Here is a 16,004-nt window from a genome sequence, read left to right on the forward strand (position 1 = left end):
TATGAGTCAAGTGGACCGAATTTTGGAAGGCGCTCTGCAAGGCGCACGGCTTCAATTGGAAGATATCGTTGCTTTGTTCGAGAGCGATGAGATAGAGAAGATGGGGCATGCGGCCAACCGGATCATGCTGGCCAAGCATCCCGAGCCGATCACGACGTTCGTCGTCGGGCGCAACGTCAACTACACGAACGTATGCGACGTCTATTGCCGTTTCTGCGCGTTCTACCGGGCGCCGGGCTCCAAGGAAGGGTACGTGCTCCCGAACGAGGCGATCTTCCGCAAAATCCAGGAGACGATCGACGTAGGCGGCACGGAAATATTGATGCAGGGCGGCACGAATCCGGACTTGCCGTTCAGCTATTATCTCGATTTGCTGCGCGAGATCAAGCAGCGGTTCCCCGGCATTACGATGCATTCGTTCTCCCCGGCGGAAATTCGCAAGATGCAGGTCGTCGCCGGCGACATTCCGATCGAGGACGTCGTCAGACAGCTTCACGAGGCCGGTCTGGACTCGCTTCCGGGCGGCGGCGCGGAAATCCTCGACGATAGAACGCGGAAGAAAATCAGCCGCCTGAAAGGCTCGTGGAAAGACTGGATGGAAGTGATGACGACCGCGCACAAAGTCGGCATGAACACGACGGCGACGATGGTTATCGGCTTCGGCGAGTCGATGGAGGAGCGGGCCCTGCACTTGCTGCGCGTGCGCGACGCCCAGGACGAATGCCTCAACAACGGCTATCCGTCGCCAGGTTTCCTGGCGTTCATCCCGTGGACGTTCCAGCCGGACAACACGAACATGAAGCGCGAGAAGGCTTCGCCGGAGGAATATCTCAAGACGCTGGCGATCAGCCGGATCGCCCTCGACAATATCAAGAACTTCCAGTCGTCGTGGGTGACGATGGGACCGGAGATCGGCAAGCTGTCGCTTCAGTACGGCTGCAACGACTTCGGCAGCACGATGATCGAGGAGAACGTCGTATCGGCCGCCGGCACGACGCATAAGGTCAACATCGAACTTATTCTTAAGCTGATCCGCGAATGCGGCAAAATTCCCGCCCAGCGCAATACGAAGTACGAGCTTCTGAAGGTGTACGGCGAGAATGAGACGGCTGCGAAAGATTACGTCATGCAAAATTAATCCGTAAAATAAGGGCTGCTCCATAAGAGGCTAATTATCGATAGCAGAAGATAAAAGCGCATATATCTCCTTCCGAGTCTATACGATCCTGAAATCCGAATGGTAAACCCGTTGCAAGGTGATTTCAGGACCGTATGAGGCCTTCTCCAGGAGATATATGCGCTCGCTTTTTCTTATCGATAATCCAGACTGTGGGAGGCAGCCCTTTAGCGTCCCATTGCAGCCGCCTGTCCCGCTTTCGCGATGACGGTGCGGTTTTTCCCCGAATGCTTCGCTTCGTAGAGCGCGGCGTCCGCCAGCTTGAACAGTTCCTCTTTGCCCATCCCCGGAACGTACGCGTTCAGCCCGAAGCTGACCGTCACGTTGCTTCCGTCCAGAGCATCGTGGAGAGCCGAAGCGATCTCTTTGCGAATATCCTCGACCAGATCGTAAACTTCCTGAAAGCTTTTCTCCGTAAACAGAATGACGAATTCCTCTCCGCCGTACCTTGCGATAAAGTCGTTGCTACCGGTTTTCGACCGGGCGATCGAAGCGACTTTCCGCAATACCGCGTCTCCCGCTTTATGACCGAACGTGTCGTTCACTTTCTTGAAGTTGTCGATATCCATGATGGCCAGGTGCAGCTGCAGCGTTCCGTTATCCGCCTGCGCCGCGAGGTGGTCCTTGTATTCATGATAGGCCATATGATTGTAAGTATCGGTCAGCGCGTCCGTCTTCGCCAGCTTGTCCATTAGGATCGTGCGCACGAGCAGTTCCTGGTTCGATTCGTACGAGCTGCGCAGATGCGTCAAAATTTCTCTGCCTCTGGCGAGAATGCCGAAGCCGATTCCGCTGTATACGAGCAAGATGATCGCCATCGTCAGCGATCCCGCGGTCGACATGCGTTCTCCGATCTCTCCGTTCATCGCGAGCAAGGCGGCGAAGGCGATGCCCGTAATCAGAATGGCATACAGCAGCTTCTTGTATTGGAAATAAAAAATGCTGATCAGAATCGGAAAAAACAGAAGAAACAGGAGATACTCCAAGGAGGAGTGGACGAAAGTGACCGTGAAGGTCAGCAAAGTGGCGGTCGTAATGAGGATGTAGTCGTGGTGTTTGGACAAGTAACGAACGCTGATTTCCGCGACGAGCAGTATAGTTCCCATGATTGCTGTCGGCCTGACGATGTATAGGGCTATGAATTGCGCGGGCGGTACTTCGGTAACCTGCAAAAAGAGAAATTCCAAAGCGACGGACAGCAGGAACACGATCCAGCAGCCTTGGAGCAGCAGCCGATTCCAACGCTCTTGGCGTACGGAAAACGATGGTAAAGACATAAGGACGTCCTTTCTCGATCAAACTTCATAAAATATACCATAAACGATCTGCCATCGTATATCCCTTTTTGGGCCACCATATAGTTTAAGTAACGAGTCGGAAGGATGGAGGTGGAGAATTGAAGAAGATGGAGTTCGTCGTGGCTTACGCAAGCGATCCTCCTTCGTTGGAACGGCTGGCGGGCATGCTGGGCCGAACGTTCGTCGAGGCGGACGACCCGGTGGACAGCATTCAGTGGGAGCTCAGCCAGGAGGACGGCGTCATTCGCTGTCAATTTCCGATCGGCCCGGGGCCGCAAGCCAAGAAGAGATCGTGCGATCGCGTCGGCAAGGTGCTGGCCGAATATACGCTGTCAGAGCAAGAGCCTTCGCTCCTCAGGAAGCTGTTTCGTTCCAAGTTCGGCTTGAAGGACGAGATGGAAGCCGACGCGTTGATCGCCGAAGCGGTGTCGCTGCTCGACGGCGAACCGGACGCCGTCGGCGGTTGGATGGGCCGGGGCAGGGAGCGCAGGCTGCAGAAGCTGGCGGCCAGGTTCTCGCGCTATTTGGAGGAGCATGAGCGGTTGAATCTGGAAGGATTCCTTCGTTTTCGCCTGGCGGATTACAGGGCGGAAGTGAAGGAAGCCGCCGAAGCCGCGATCGAGGAAAGAATGATGGAACGCCAATATCAGGAATTCATGTCTCTGCTCAAGTCGATGGTGGAATGGCAGGAGACGAGGACGTCGACGGTTCACGTGCTGCACTCGGGCGGGCATGCCTTCCGGTTGCTGGACGAGGAGATGCGTCCTCTCGAGCAGACGGGCGAAGCGGAGTCCGATACGATGGGACATTCGAAAGCAGGCGAGGAGGAAGGCCGGGAAGAGGCGGAGGAAGAAAGCTTGGTGGTAAGCCGCCTGCTTGCCGCGTCGCCCCGTCAGCTCTACATCCACACGCCGGAGCCGGAATCGCAGGTCATTCGCACGATTATCGGCATTTTCGGAGACCGGGCGGAGCTGTACCCCGATCTGCCCGCCCATTAAGGGCGGGACGAACTTGACGGATATCGACCGCAATCGATATAATGAACGATATGAATCCACAATTCAAAAGCGATGAGAAAGACAACGCTGTCTGAACCGGACGGTCCAGAGAGAGGAACCCCAGGCTGCAAGTTCCTCCCGCAACCGGCTGACAGATACCCCTTTCGAGCTGCAGGGATGAACCGACGGACGCCTATCGTCGCCGTGCCAGTATTTCCTGCCGGGTCATGACCGTTAGCTTCATGCCAGAGGATCGGCATTCGCGCCGATCGATGGAGGGTGGAACCACGGGCCGCATACAGAGCACCCGTCCCTTTCGGGACGCGGTGCTTTTTTTGTTCCCGACGACAAGCGAGGGTTCAAAGGGGTCAATCAGAAGGAGGCATTCGGAAATGTCAGTACAGGTAAAATTGCCGGACGGAGCCGTTCGCTCCTACGAGGCGGGGGTTACCGTCGAAGAGGTGGCGCAATCGATCAGCCCGGGGCTGCGGAAGGTGGCGGTCGTCGGCAAGGTGGACGGCCAGGTCGTCGACCTGAATACGCCGATCGAGAGCGACGCCGCTCTCGAAATCGTGACGCTGGACAATGCGGAAGGGCTTGAAGTGATGCGGCACAGCACGGCGCATTTGCTGGCTCAGGCGCTTAAGCGGGTATACGGAGCGGACAAGGTCAAGCTCGGCATCGGGCCGGTCATCGAGGACGGCTTCTACTACGATATCGACATGGAACAGTCGATCACACCGGAAGACTTGCCGGCGATCGAGAAGGAAATGGAGAAGATCGTCAAAGAGAACTTGCCGATCTCCAGACGCGAGGTAAGCCGGGAAGAGGCGCTTCGCATTTTCGGGGAAATCGACGATCCGCTGAAGCTGGAGCTCATTCGCGATTTGCCGGAAGGCGTCGCCATTACGATCTACGATCAGGGCGAGTTTTTCGATTTGTGCCGCGGGCCGCACTTGCCGTCCACGGGCCGCATCAAGTCGTTCAAGCTGCTGAGCGTGGCGGGCGCGTATTGGCGCGGAGACAGCAAGAACAAAATGCTGCAGCGGATTTACGGCACGGCGTTCGCGAAGAAGGCGGAGCTGGACGAGCATCTGCACTTCCTGGAAGAAGCGAAGAAGCGGGATCACCGCAAGCTGGGCCGCGAGCTGAAAATGTTCGCGTTCTCCCGCGAGGTCGGCCAAGGGTTGCCGTTGTGGCTTCCGTACGGGGCGAAGCTGCGCCGGACGCTGGAACGCTATATCGTCGATCTGGAGGAAAGACTCGGCTACACCCACGTCTATACGCCGGTTCTCGCCAACGTGGAGCTGTACAAGATTTCCGGCCACTGGGAGCACTATCAAGAGGACATGTTCCCCAAGATGGAGCTGGACAACGAGGAGCTGGTGCTCCGTCCGATGAACTGCCCGCACCATATGATGGTGTACAAGAGCGACATGCGAAGCTACCGCGACCTGCCGATCCGCATCGCCGAGCTCGGCACGATGCACCGCTACGAAATGTCCGGGGCGCTGACCGGCTTGCACCGGGTTCGCGCGATGACGCTTAACGACGCCCATATTTTCTGCCGGCAGGATCAGATCAAGGAGGAGTTTACGCGCGTCGTGAACTTGATCCGTCAGGTGTACGAAGATTTCGGCATCAAGGAATACCGCTTCCGCCTGTCGTACCGCGATCCTAAGGATACCGAGAAGTACTGGCCGGACGACGAGATGTGGGAGACGTCCCAGCGCATGCTGCGCGAAGTCGTCGAAGAGCTTGGCCTGCCGTTCTTCGAAGCCGAAGGGGAAGCCGCGTTCTACGGTCCGAAGCTGGACGTGCAGATCAAGACCGCGCTGGGCAAGGAAGAGACGCTATCGACCGCTCAGCTCGACGTGCTGCTGCCGGAACGCTTCCAACTGGAATATGTGGGCGACGACGGCAAGAAGCATCGTCCGGTCGTCATTCACCGCGGCATCATCAGCACGATGGAGCGCATGACCGCGTTCCTGCTGGAAAACTTCGCCGGCGCGCTGCCGCTCTGGCTCTGCCCGGTCCAGGCGAAGCTTATCCCGGTTAATCCGGTGTACGAGCCGTACGTGAAGCAGGTCGAGGAGAAGCTTCAGCTGGCGGGAGTCCGCGTCGAATCGGATCTGCGCAACGAGAAGCTCGGCTACAAAATCCGCGAAGCGCAGCTCGAGAAAATTCCGTATATGCTCGTCATCGGCGAGCAGGAGTCCGCGAACGGCACCGTCTCCGTGCGCCGCCGTGGAGAAGGGGATCTCGGCGCGCAATCGATGGAAGATTTCGTGGCTTGCATTACCGGAGAAATCGCGTCCAAACGCGTCGACTGACCGAGGCGGACAAGCGAGGGACTGTCTCCCGATTGAGGGGGCGGTCCCTCTTTATTTTCGCTCGACTGCGCCTGTCGTTTATTTCCTACAAAATGTAAATTATTCTCTTTTTATCGCGGTTGTGATAGAATAGGAGTACTTTAATCAAGCATCCGTTTAGGGGTGGCCGGGTACATGAACTTCCTCCGCGATTCTCATTTGCCTGAAGCGTTTCAGTCGGAAGACGAAGTGTTGGTCGAGCTGTATTCCCAGATGTTAAAGGTCGTTCGCCACAAGCTGTGGCATAAGAGCGATGCGGTGGACGTCGTGCAGGAGGCCTGGGTGCGCATATTGGAGAAGAGCTCCACGCTGAGGGACAAGGAGAAGCTGATTCCTTGGGCGAAAGCAATCGCTTACAATCTCGCCTCGAACGCGAACCGCGCAAGGCGCCGCGAAGCCAACTACGAAGATCTGGAGAACGAGATCGCCAGCCCGACGTTCGTCTTCGAACCTGAATCGATGATGGAACTGTCCGATCTGCTCGGACGGTTAGATCCGACGACAAGGACGCTGTTGCTTTATAAGTTTTATTACGGGCTGAAGGATGCCGAGATCGCGGCTGCGTTGGATCTGCCGGTCGGCACGGTCAAGGCCCGTATTCACAGGGGCAAGGCCAGGTTGAGAACGCAGGCCGACGACGAGAACCGGCATAATACATAATGCTTTCTCCCTCTGTCCATGCTATGGGTGGAGGTGAGGAAGACAGTGGCAAAGAACAAGAAGCAGAAGCTGGGCAACTCGAACGCCTATCAAGAAGAATTCGCTTCGGAGCTGAATGAGAATAACGCGGCTGCCAACGGCAAAGCCGCTCAGAAGAACAACTCCAAACGTTAAACGACGCGAGTCGATTCGCGCGGGCCGATTGGCGGAGAAGCTTTACGAATACGCGTTAACGCGAAAGGGACCTTACAGGTCCCTTTCTTTTTGTAGAAAAACCTTATATAATGTTAGGAAAACTAACGTATTAATGACAAATACGTCTGGAGTGGTGGAGATGGGGGATTGGCGGCGTTGGTTGAAGGGAGAAGGAACAGAAACGGATAAGCGGATTTCGAGCGCGCCGGGCCGAACGGCTGTTGCCGATCGCGAAGCGGGCGCGTCCGCAGGGGCGAATCCGGAAGCTCTCCGGCAAATGATCGAAGAGGCGGTCGTCATTGCCGATCGGCTGCAGGCCGCGGTATCCGAAGTGGATTCCAGCATGGGCCAGCTTGACGGAATCGCCGACAGGGCCGCCAAGCAGGAGGAGAAGCTCCGGCAGAACGCCCAAACCGCAATGCGCCGCCTGGAGGAGGCTTTCTCTTCCCTGCAGGAGGTGTCCGCTTCTTCGCAAGAAATTCGCAGCGTTACCGAGGAGCTCAGCTCTCAGAGCAAAAATGCGCGGGAAGTCGTCGTCGAAGTATGCCGATCGTTGACGCATACGGACGAAGTAATGAATGACCTGTCCCGCAATCACGGCACGATGGAGGAGCGGGTCAATGCCCTGATCGCGCAAGCGTCCAAAATCGGCGAGATCAACGGATGGATTCAGGAGATCGTGTCCCAGACGTCGCTGCTCGCTCTGAACGCCGCGATCGAGGCGGCTCATGCGGGCGAGCATGGACGCGGCTTCTCCGTCGTCGCCCAGGAAATCCGCAAGCTGGCGGAGCAGAGCGCCCAAGCGATCAAAAATTCGACAGGCATCGTGCAAAGCATCGAGGCCGGTATCCGGCAAGTCGTCAGCTCGGTCGAAGGGGAGAAGAAGTCCGTGGCGCTCGGACTGCAGGAAATGAGCAAAACCCGAGAGCGCATGGACGTCATCTTCAACTCCTTCCTCGGAGTGGACGAGCATGTCGGCAAAACGCTGGAATACGCGGTGGAGCAAGCCGAACGGACGACGGCCACGAGCGCGATGCTGGAGGACGTCGTGGAATCGGTCGGCAATACGCTTAGCAGCGTGGACGAGACGCTGGCGCAGAACGACAGGCAGCGCGCGGAGATCGCCAACCTTGCTCGCGTATCTGAGGAGCTGAAGGAAGCGTCCGAAGAGCTCGTGTCCGCCGTGCAGAATGCCGGAGGACGCGCCTGGGAAGGAGCGGCCGCGTCGGATACGGCCAGATGGACCGACCTGCTGCGCACGATCGTCTCCGATCCCGCGCTGGCGGACTTGTCCGAGGAGGTCCACCGAAGCGTGCTTGGCGGATGGCTGAAGCGTTCCTCCGGCATGGAGGCGATCTGGTCGAACCGCAGCGACGGGTCGTTCGTATTCTCCGAGCCGGCCGCCGGGCTGCTGAACGCCAGAGGGCGCGAATGGTGGAAGCGGGCGATGAACGGAGAGACGTTCGTATCGGAAGTGTACATATCCGCGATCACGAAGAAGCCGTGTCTGACGGTATCCATGCCGCTGCGCCGGGGCGACGGATCGGCGTTCGGGGTAGTCGGCATAGACATCGCGATTTCCTAGGCGTTTCATTTTATATAGATATAAGAGGCCGCTTCGCGGATCGTCGATAAGACGGTCGGGGGCGGCCTTAGTCGTCCGTTCGGCGGCATATCGGTCTGCAGACCGAGGCCAACTTCCACCCCGCGCCGCTATTGTGCAGACGAGGTGTTCCGCTATACTGAATACAACGAGTTAACATAAGCGAGCGAGTTGGAGGACAGGGATATGAATACATCAATCGTTCACCGGCTCCTATGGGGAGCGTTCATCGTCATCGTAGGCGTCGTGTTTCTACTGAATCAAGTCGGGCTGATCTCGATGGACATTGGGGATTTGTTCCGCACCTATTGGCCGGTAGTTCTGATCGTGTTCGGTCTGCAGGGCATGCTGCTGCAGCAAGTGTGGTGGAATTTGCTGACGGTCATCATCGGCTGTTATTTTCTCGGGAGAAACCTCGAGCTGCTGGAGTGGAGCTTCGGCGACTTCGCCCGGATTCTGGGGCCGGTAGCGATTATTTTGTTCGGATTAAGCTTGATCTTCAGAGGTAACCGTCCGTCGCGCCGGCATCGGCATCAGCATGGGCATTCGCACCAGAAGCACGAAGGATGGAATCCCGTACACCCCGGGTCGCCGCATGAACCGCCGATTCCGCCCGTGCCTCCGGGACCGCCTCCCGCGCCTCCCGAGCTGGAGGAATTCGAGAGACGATCTTCGATCAACCTGGGCAAGGAGCCGAAAGCGGAGGAGCAGCCTCACGCTTACGACTTCTCTCGCAGGGGGCCGACGACCCCGCCGCCGCCGAACTCGGGTCCTTATTGGAAGGACGGAGCGGGGCCCCAGGACGGATGGTGGGATTCGAAGGATTGGAAGCACGGCTGCAAAAACTCCCACAGCCGCTTCATCGGGGACGTTCACCTTGGCAACGATTACTGGGAGCTGCGGCCGATGAATATCTCCCATTTTATCGGAGATACGACGCTGGATCTGACGAAGGCGCAAATTCCGGTCGGCGAAACCCGGGTGTACGTGTCTTCTTTCATCGGCGACGTCAAAGTATTCGTGCCCAACGATCTAGGAGTAGGCATTCAGGTCGTCTCGAGCAGTCTGATTGGCGACGTCAAAGTGCTGGGGCAGAAGCGCGGAGGTTTGTTTAACCAGATGACCGTGGAAACGCCGTTTTTCCCGGATTCGGACAAACGGGTCGTACTGATCGTCAGCAGCTTCATCGGCGATGTGCGCGTGACGAAGGTAGGTTAACCGATGGTCAGAAAAGTTCGCACGAGCAAATGGGCTTCCTCGATCTATGCCGGACTGGCGACGATCGTTCTCATGTTCGTTCTGTACTATGGCGTAATCGTGTTCACGGACTCCGTGCCGCATCTGGAGACGTGGCTGACCTGGACGGGAACGTTGGCCGTGCTGCAGATGGCGCTCACGTACCAGGTCGGCCAGCGCATGCAGCGCAAGATCGACCAGTTGCAGCTCGCGATGAAGCACGCTTCGGCGGGCAATTGGAACTACCGGCTTCCGGAAGAGGAAGGGGACGCCTTCTCCGGAGTGTATCGCGAGGTCAACGCGATGATGGGACAATTGGAGTCGCGCATCAAGCTGCTGCAGCGCCTCGGGGAGAAGGAAGCGCTCGAGGAAATGATAACGACGGAAGACGCTGTGCTCGAGGAGAGGAAACGTCTGGCGAGGGATCTCCACGACACGGTCAGCCAGCAATTGTTCGCACTGCATATGTCTGCTTCTTCTTTGCCGATGCTGATCGAAAGGGATATGAAACACGCGCAGCAGGTGATGGGGCAGTTGATCGCGATGTCCTCGACGGCGCAAAAGCAGATGAGAGGTTTGATCGCGCAGCTGCGGCCGATGGAGCTTCAGGGCAAGACGCTGGAGGAGGCCTTGAACCGCTGGTTCCCCGACTATTGTCGGCAGAACGGGCTGCAGGGCACGCTGGATATCCAGATCGGAGACCGGATATCGGAAGCGAAGGAGCATCAATTGTTCCTCATCATTCAGGAAGCGATGGCGAATGTCGTCAAGCATGCGGAGGCCCAGAGCGTCCGCTTGCTGCTTGGAGACACCGGCACGCAAATTTCTCTGTCTATCGAGGACAACGGGCTCGGATTCAAGGGCGGGCAAGTCAGACCGGGAGGCTACGGCTTGTCGACGATGCGCGAACGCGCGCAGAAGCTGGGCGGAGACGCGGAAATCGTGACGAAGCCGGGCTCGGGTACGAGAGTCCGGGTGTGGGTTCCGAAATTTGCACCGGAGCCGGACGAGCCGGAGGAAATCGTAGAAGACAAGGAACAAGGAGCGAATGCGAAGTGACGGGAACTGGAACGGGGACGACGTGGAAAGTGCTGATCGTCGACGATCACGAGATGGTGCGGATGGGGCTTCGCACTTATTTGATGCTGGATTCGAGGTTCGAGGTGATCGGCGAAGCCGGCGGCGGCCGCGAAGCGATCGACAAGCTGGAGCGGGGCGGCTTCGACGGGCAGATGCCGCAGATCGTCCTGATGGATCTGATGATGCCGGAGATGAACGGCGTCGAGACGACGCGGGAGCTACTGGCGCGCTATCCGGGACTTAAGATCATCATTCTGACGAGCTTCCTGGAGGACGAGAAAGTCGTCGAAGCGATCGAAGCCGGCGCGGTCAGCTACGTGCTGAAGACGGTGTCCGCCGACGAACTGATCTACGCGATGCAGGGCGCGGTCAAAAATATGCCGGTCATGAGCGGAGACGTCTCCCAGGCGCTGACGCGGGGGCTTCGCAAGCGTTCTGCGAGCACGGAGGTCGAAGGACTGACCGAACGCGAGCGCGAGGTGCTGCTGCTCATCGCCGAAGGCCGGAGCAACAAGGAAATTGGCGACGAGCTGCACATCAGCATCAAGACGGTGAAGACGCACGTCAGCAACTTGCTCATGAAGTGCGAACTCGAAGACCGTACGCAGTTGGCCATATTCGCGCATCGTAAAGGCTGGGTCAAGGAAGCTTGATTGATGCGGGGATAAATGGGCGGCACGAGGGAAGTCTAGTAGAGGTACTTTAGTAAGAATAAAAGGCGGTATCTCGGCATGCACGTATTGGATTCTTCCTTGACTTCGCAAGTCCACGATTACGGCGTTTCCCGCACGTTGCTGACGGAGCGGGGCTTTGCTCTGGGCGGCAATTGGGATTACGATCACGGCTCGTTCGATTGCGCGCTGGACGACGCGAACAAAGTATGGCTCAGACTGCCGTTCGACGTGACGGCGGGAACGCTCGACGAAGAAGCCGAACCGATGGATACGGAAATCCGGTTCGGCCAGCCTTACGTTCTCAAGCATGTGTATAACGAAGGTTTGGACGGCAGCGCGCGGGCGAGCGCGTTCGGCGGTCTGCTCAATCAATTTTCCGATCCGGTAGACCCGGACGGCGCGATCGAGAGCTCGTGGATCGAGAAAGCCCGGCGCAAGCTCGACGAGATCGAGGCGCTCTATCCCCGGTGACAGCGGGCTGCGAATAAGTCGCGGCCGCAAGAGGTGCATGCGATCTTCTCGCGAAGGAGGCGCATGCACTTTTTTCAACCGACAAAACGCATTCATCGTCCAGGTGACGCCGAAGGCGTTTTTGCTTGAGTTTTTGCTGCTACTTTTACTTCGTCTTCATTTCCGTTTAAGATAGTTTTAAGGAATGGAGTTTATGATACGGATACAAGATCAGAACGGCGACAGCCGGCAAGGCTGCGCGAGGAGGTAATTCCTATGGAAGACGAAAACAAAAAAACGGAACAACCGCAGGGATTCACATACGAAGGAGAGAAGCGGGACGATCCTTACGGGGAGACTCGCAGAGACGCGGAGCCGTACACGTTCGGCCCGTTCGGCGGCGCAGGCCGTCCGTACGGAGAGGAAGCTCCGAGACAGGACGTCGTGGAGATCGCGCCTGCGCCCGCGACGAAGGAGTATCGGCCGTTTACCGTATCCGGGGGAACGGTCAAGAGCGACTGGAACGCCAAGCCTCCGCGCAGAACGTCGTTCCGCGCGATCTTCGCCTCGTTCCTGGCGGGCGTCATCGTCGTCGGCGCCTTGATGTTTACGGCGGATCGGCAAAACTGGTTTACGGGCGAGCTGTTCGGCGGAACGCCGCAGGCGCAGAACACGACGGCGAAGCCGGTGAACAATCCGGTGAACAACGCCGAGGACGTCGTCCGCCCGAACAATATCGCCAAAATATTCGAGCAGGCTTCCCCGGCGGTCGTCAAGGTGGAAACCTTCGCGAAAGCCCGCCAAGGCACGACTTGGGAGGATGAGTTCTTCCGCCAGTTCTTCGGCGACAATTATAGAAGCAACCGAGGCGGAGAAGGCGAGGGAGACTTGCAGGAGAGCGGCATGGGCTCGGGATTCCTGTTCGACTCGACCGGCTATATTTTGACGAACCAGCACGTCATCGAAGGCGCGGATCAAATTAAGGTTACGGTCGAAGGCCACGACGAGCCGTACACCGCCAAGCTGCTCGGTACGAGTCCTGAACTGGATCTGGCCGTACTGAAAATCGAAGGCAACGATTTCCCGACGCTTAAGCTCGGCGACTCGAGCAGCATGAACATGGGCGACTGGGTCGTCGCGATCGGCAACCCGGTCGGCTTCGAGCATACGATCACGGTCGGCGTGCTCAGCTCCAACGAACGCGAGATCACGATTCAAGACAGCAGCGGCAGCACGCGTAAATACCAGCACTTGCTGCAGACGGACGCTTCGATTAACCCCGGCAACTCGGGGGGGCCGCTGCTGAACCTGAGCGGCGAAGTCATCGGCATCAATACGGCTGTCAGCACGCAGGCTCAAGGCATCGGGTTCGCGATTCCGACGAGCACGATAACCGAAGTGCTGGAGAACCTGAAGACCAACACGAAAATTCCTCAGAAACCCGTACCTTTCATCGGAGCGACTCTGATGGATGTGAACGAAGAGATCGCCCAGCAGCTTGGCATTGAGAAAGATACGAAAGGCTCGTTCGTGCGCGAGGTTATTTTCAACTCTCCGGCTTACAGAGGCGATCTGCGGCAGTACGACGTCATTACCGGCATGGACGGCACGGCTTACAAGAACAAAGACGAATTGATCGCGGCCATCCAGAAAAAAGAAGTAGGCGCCAAGGTGACGCTCGACGTGCTTCGCGGAGGCAAGGAAGTGGATATCATCGTGGAGATCGGCGACAAGAACGAATTCAACGTTCAGCAGTAAGCTTGAGAGAATAAGTTGGATAGAGCGGGAGACCGATTCGGGTTCCCGCTCTCGTCGGTAGAGGAGGACGTTCCCTGTGAGACCCCGTATTGCGGTTATTGACGACGACGAGAAAATAACGGCGCTGCTGAGGCGCAGTCTGGCATTCGAGGGCTATGAGGTAATGACGGCTTCGGACGGTTCCGAGGGGCTGAAGCTGATCGGACAGAAGGCGGCCGATCTGGTCATTCTCGATGTGATGATGCCGAAGATGGACGGCTGGGAAGTGTGCAGAAGACTGCGTGAGGCGGGCATCGTCTCGCCGATTCTGCTGCTGACCGCCAAGGATGAAGTATCGGATAGAGTGCGCGGGCTGGATCTGGGCGCCGACGATTACCTGGTCAAGCCGTTCGCGCTCGAAGAGCTGATGGCTCGCGTCAGGGCGCTGCTTCGCAGGCGGTCGGACAGAACCGAAGAAGGCGGCCAGTTCCGCTACGAGGACTTGGTCATGGACGTGGACGGCCGCGAGATTATGCGCGGCGAGCGCCGCATCGAGCTGACGGCCAAAGAGTTCGACCTGCTGCATCTGTTCCTGCAAAATCCGAAGCGCGTGCTGTCGCGCGATCTGATCATGGAAAGAATATGGGGCTACGATTACAGCGGGGAATCCAACGTGCTTGAAGTGTACGTCGCGATGCTCAGGCAGAAGCTCGAAGAGAACGGGGAGAAAAGGCTGATTCAAACCGTCAGAGGAGCCGGGTACGTCCTGAAGGGAGACAGCTGAGCATGTCCATCCGGCTGCGGTTGACTTTGTGGTATTCGGGGCTGCTGGCGGTAACTTTGGTCGCTTTCGGCGTCATTATTTACGGAATCGTGCAAAACAATACGATGTCGTCGTTGAAGGATCAACTAAGGCGCATTAGCGAAGAGACTCAGGTTAGAATGACGAGTCAAGGCAGAATGGGGCAAGGGGTTAATCTAAGCGGAGTACTGAGAAGCGCGATCGACTACAACTCGTTCTTTATTCAAATCGTCAACTATACGCCAACGATCACCGGGGTTGTCGACGACAAAACTCCGAATATGCGTCCTTCGGCGAATAGGCCGGAGCTGACATTTTCGTTTCCCAGACAGAATGAGGTAAGCTCTGACAAGTACGCTTTCGTGAATCGCGAGATCGAGGGAGTTCCTTTCATCGTGCTGGAAAAGCCTATCCTCTACAGCGATACCGTAGTCGGGCTGCTTCAGGTCGGAGCTTGGACAGGGCGGGAAGAGCAATTACTGCACCAGCTGCGCTCGATCCTATGGTTCGCGGGAGCAGCCGGCCTGATCGCCGCCTTCCTGCTCGGCATGTTCCTGTCGCGCAAGGCGCTGATGCCGATTAACCGCGTCACTGAAGCGGCGGAGCGCATCCAGAGCGGCTCGGAGCTGAGTCTGAGAATTCCACGGGAGAAGCCGAACGACGAGATCGGCCGACTGACCGATACGCTGAACGCGATGCTGTCGGGCGTGGAGCGGGCGTACAAAAACCTGGAGGACTCCAATACGGCTCAGAGGCGCTTCGTCTCCGACGCGTCGCACGAGCTGCGGACTCCGCTGACGACGATCCGGGGCAACGTCGACTTGCTCGAGAAGATTTGGTCGAGCGAGGAGGAGGAACAGCCGGTTTCAGTGGAAGCTAACACCCTGTCGGCGCCATCCGCTTCCGCCCTGTCGGAGACCGAGAAACGCGACATGTCGCTCGAATCGATACGCGATATTGCCGACGAAGCCAGGCGCATGAGCGGATTGGTCAACCATCTGCTGTCGCTGGCGAGGGCGGATGCCGGTTACGTGATGGAGATGAGCGCCGTGGAGCTGCGTCCGCTTGCGGAAGAGGCGGCGAGAAGAGCGGCTTTCCTGCCGAGGAAGGCGGAATGGGCGGCCGGGCCGCTGGAGGCGCTCGACGGCGTCAGGGTGCGGGGCAATCGCGATTATTTGCTGCAGCTTCTGTTTATTCTGATCGAGAATGGCTTCAAGTACACGCCTTCCGGCGTTGTCCGTCTGTACGCGACGCGTCGGGACAATGCGGTTGGGCTGTCCGTGGCCGATACCGGCATCGGCATCGCGGAGGATGAGGTGCCGCATATATTCGAACGGTTCTATCGCGTGGACGTTTCGCGCGGCGAAACTTCGGGCACGGGGCTCGGACTGTCGATCGCCAAATGGATCGCCGACATGCACCACGCCCGGATCGAGGTGCGGACGAGGCTGAGCGAAGGAACGGTGTTTACGGTATGGCTGCCCGTACAGCAAGGGGACGAAGCCTGACGTCATGCTTGCTTGATCTTTCGGAAGACGGCGTCGAGGCACATTTTTGGCCTTCGCCTCGCGGCTAGGGGTAGCGCCGAGGCACTATTTTGGCCTTGGCCCCGCGGCTTTGGGAGCGCCGAGGCACTTTTTTGGCCTTGGCCCCGCGGCTTTGGGAGCGCCGAGGCACTTTTTTGGCCTTGGCCCCGCGGCTTTGGGAGCGCCGGGGCACTTT

Annotated in this window: 14 protein-coding genes; 13 read left to right on the forward strand and 1 reads right to left on the reverse strand. The window is 57.9% G+C overall.

Annotation, left to right across the window (positions count from 1 at the left end; translation table 11 throughout):
• Nucleotide 1: 1 nt before the first annotated feature.
• Complete coding sequence (gene mqnC / locus ACESLM_RS19640) at nucleotides 2-1,138, forward strand: cyclic dehypoxanthinyl futalosine synthase (protein WP_372633256.1); 1,137 nt, start codon at nucleotides 2-4, stop codon at nucleotides 1,136-1,138.
• Between the two features lie 206 nt (nucleotides 1,139-1,344).
• On the opposite strand, the gene ACESLM_RS19645 is transcribed toward mqnC, so the two are convergent.
• Entirely contained in the window at nucleotides 1,345-2,454 is a 1,110-nt protein-coding gene (locus ACESLM_RS19645; protein ID WP_372633258.1) for a GGDEF domain-containing protein, read from the reverse strand.
• Between the two features lie 128 nt (nucleotides 2,455-2,582).
• Here ACESLM_RS19645 and ACESLM_RS19650 point away from each other — a divergent pair, with 128 nt between their 5' ends.
• The 12 genes from ACESLM_RS19650 (at nucleotide 2,583) to ACESLM_RS19705 (ending at nucleotide 15,790) form a co-directional block, all read left to right on the forward strand.
• Nucleotides 2,583-3,473: a putative sporulation protein YtxC gene (locus ACESLM_RS19650; RefSeq protein WP_372633276.1), complete on the forward strand. Its 891-nt coding sequence runs from the start codon at nucleotides 2,583-2,585 to the stop codon at nucleotides 3,471-3,473.
• A 392-nt stretch (nucleotides 3,474-3,865) separates the two neighbouring features.
• Nucleotides 3,866-5,806 (forward strand): threonine--tRNA ligase, encoded by a 1,941-nt coding sequence (thrS, locus tag ACESLM_RS19655; protein ID WP_372633260.1) that lies wholly within the window; start codon nucleotides 3,866-3,868, stop codon nucleotides 5,804-5,806.
• Between the two features lie 174 nt (nucleotides 5,807-5,980).
• Complete coding sequence (locus tag ACESLM_RS19660; RefSeq protein WP_094049734.1) at nucleotides 5,981-6,505, forward strand: RNA polymerase sigma factor; 525 nt, start codon at nucleotides 5,981-5,983, stop codon at nucleotides 6,503-6,505.
• A gap of 45 nt (nucleotides 6,506-6,550) precedes the next feature.
• On the forward strand, nucleotides 6,551-6,679 hold the full coding sequence (locus ACESLM_RS19665) for a hypothetical protein (RefSeq protein WP_255407517.1): 129 nt from the start codon (nucleotides 6,551-6,553) through the stop codon (nucleotides 6,677-6,679).
• Nucleotides 6,680-6,812: 133 nt separating this feature from the next.
• Complete coding sequence (locus ACESLM_RS19670) at nucleotides 6,813-8,285, forward strand: methyl-accepting chemotaxis protein (RefSeq protein ID WP_372633262.1); 1,473 nt, start codon at nucleotides 6,813-6,815, stop codon at nucleotides 8,283-8,285.
• Between the two features lie 204 nt (nucleotides 8,286-8,489).
• A complete protein-coding gene (gene liaF, locus ACESLM_RS19675; protein WP_372633264.1) occupies nucleotides 8,490-9,521 on the forward strand; it encodes a cell wall-active antibiotics response protein LiaF in 1,032 nt (343 codons plus the stop codon).
• 3 nt (nucleotides 9,522-9,524) lie between these two features.
• Nucleotides 9,525-10,598, forward strand: coding sequence for a HAMP domain-containing sensor histidine kinase (locus tag ACESLM_RS19680; RefSeq protein ID WP_372633266.1), 1,074 nt, complete (start codon nucleotides 9,525-9,527; stop codon nucleotides 10,596-10,598).
• A gap of 53 nt (nucleotides 10,599-10,651) precedes the next feature.
• A complete protein-coding gene (locus ACESLM_RS19685; RefSeq protein ID WP_372633278.1) occupies nucleotides 10,652-11,272 on the forward strand; it encodes a response regulator in 621 nt (206 codons plus the stop codon).
• Between the two features lie 78 nt (nucleotides 11,273-11,350).
• Nucleotides 11,351-11,764: a YugN family protein gene (locus ACESLM_RS19690; RefSeq protein WP_372633268.1), complete on the forward strand. Its 414-nt coding sequence runs from the start codon at nucleotides 11,351-11,353 to the stop codon at nucleotides 11,762-11,764.
• A gap of 255 nt (nucleotides 11,765-12,019) precedes the next feature.
• Nucleotides 12,020-13,501, forward strand: a complete 1,482-nt coding sequence (locus ACESLM_RS19695) for a S1C family serine protease (RefSeq protein WP_372633270.1) — start codon at nucleotides 12,020-12,022, stop codon at nucleotides 13,499-13,501.
• Between the two features lie 76 nt (nucleotides 13,502-13,577).
• Nucleotides 13,578-14,264 (forward strand): response regulator transcription factor, encoded by a 687-nt coding sequence (locus ACESLM_RS19700; RefSeq protein WP_372633271.1) that lies wholly within the window; start codon nucleotides 13,578-13,580, stop codon nucleotides 14,262-14,264.
• A gap of 2 nt (nucleotides 14,265-14,266) precedes the next feature.
• On the forward strand, nucleotides 14,267-15,790 hold the full coding sequence (locus ACESLM_RS19705; RefSeq protein WP_372633273.1) for a sensor histidine kinase: 1,524 nt from the start codon (nucleotides 14,267-14,269) through the stop codon (nucleotides 15,788-15,790).
• Nucleotides 15,791-16,004: the final 214 nt, after the last annotated feature.

Source organism: Cohnella sp. (genome assembly GCF_041641335.1).
Lineage (GTDB): Bacteria > Bacillota > Bacilli > Paenibacillales > Paenibacillaceae > Cohnella.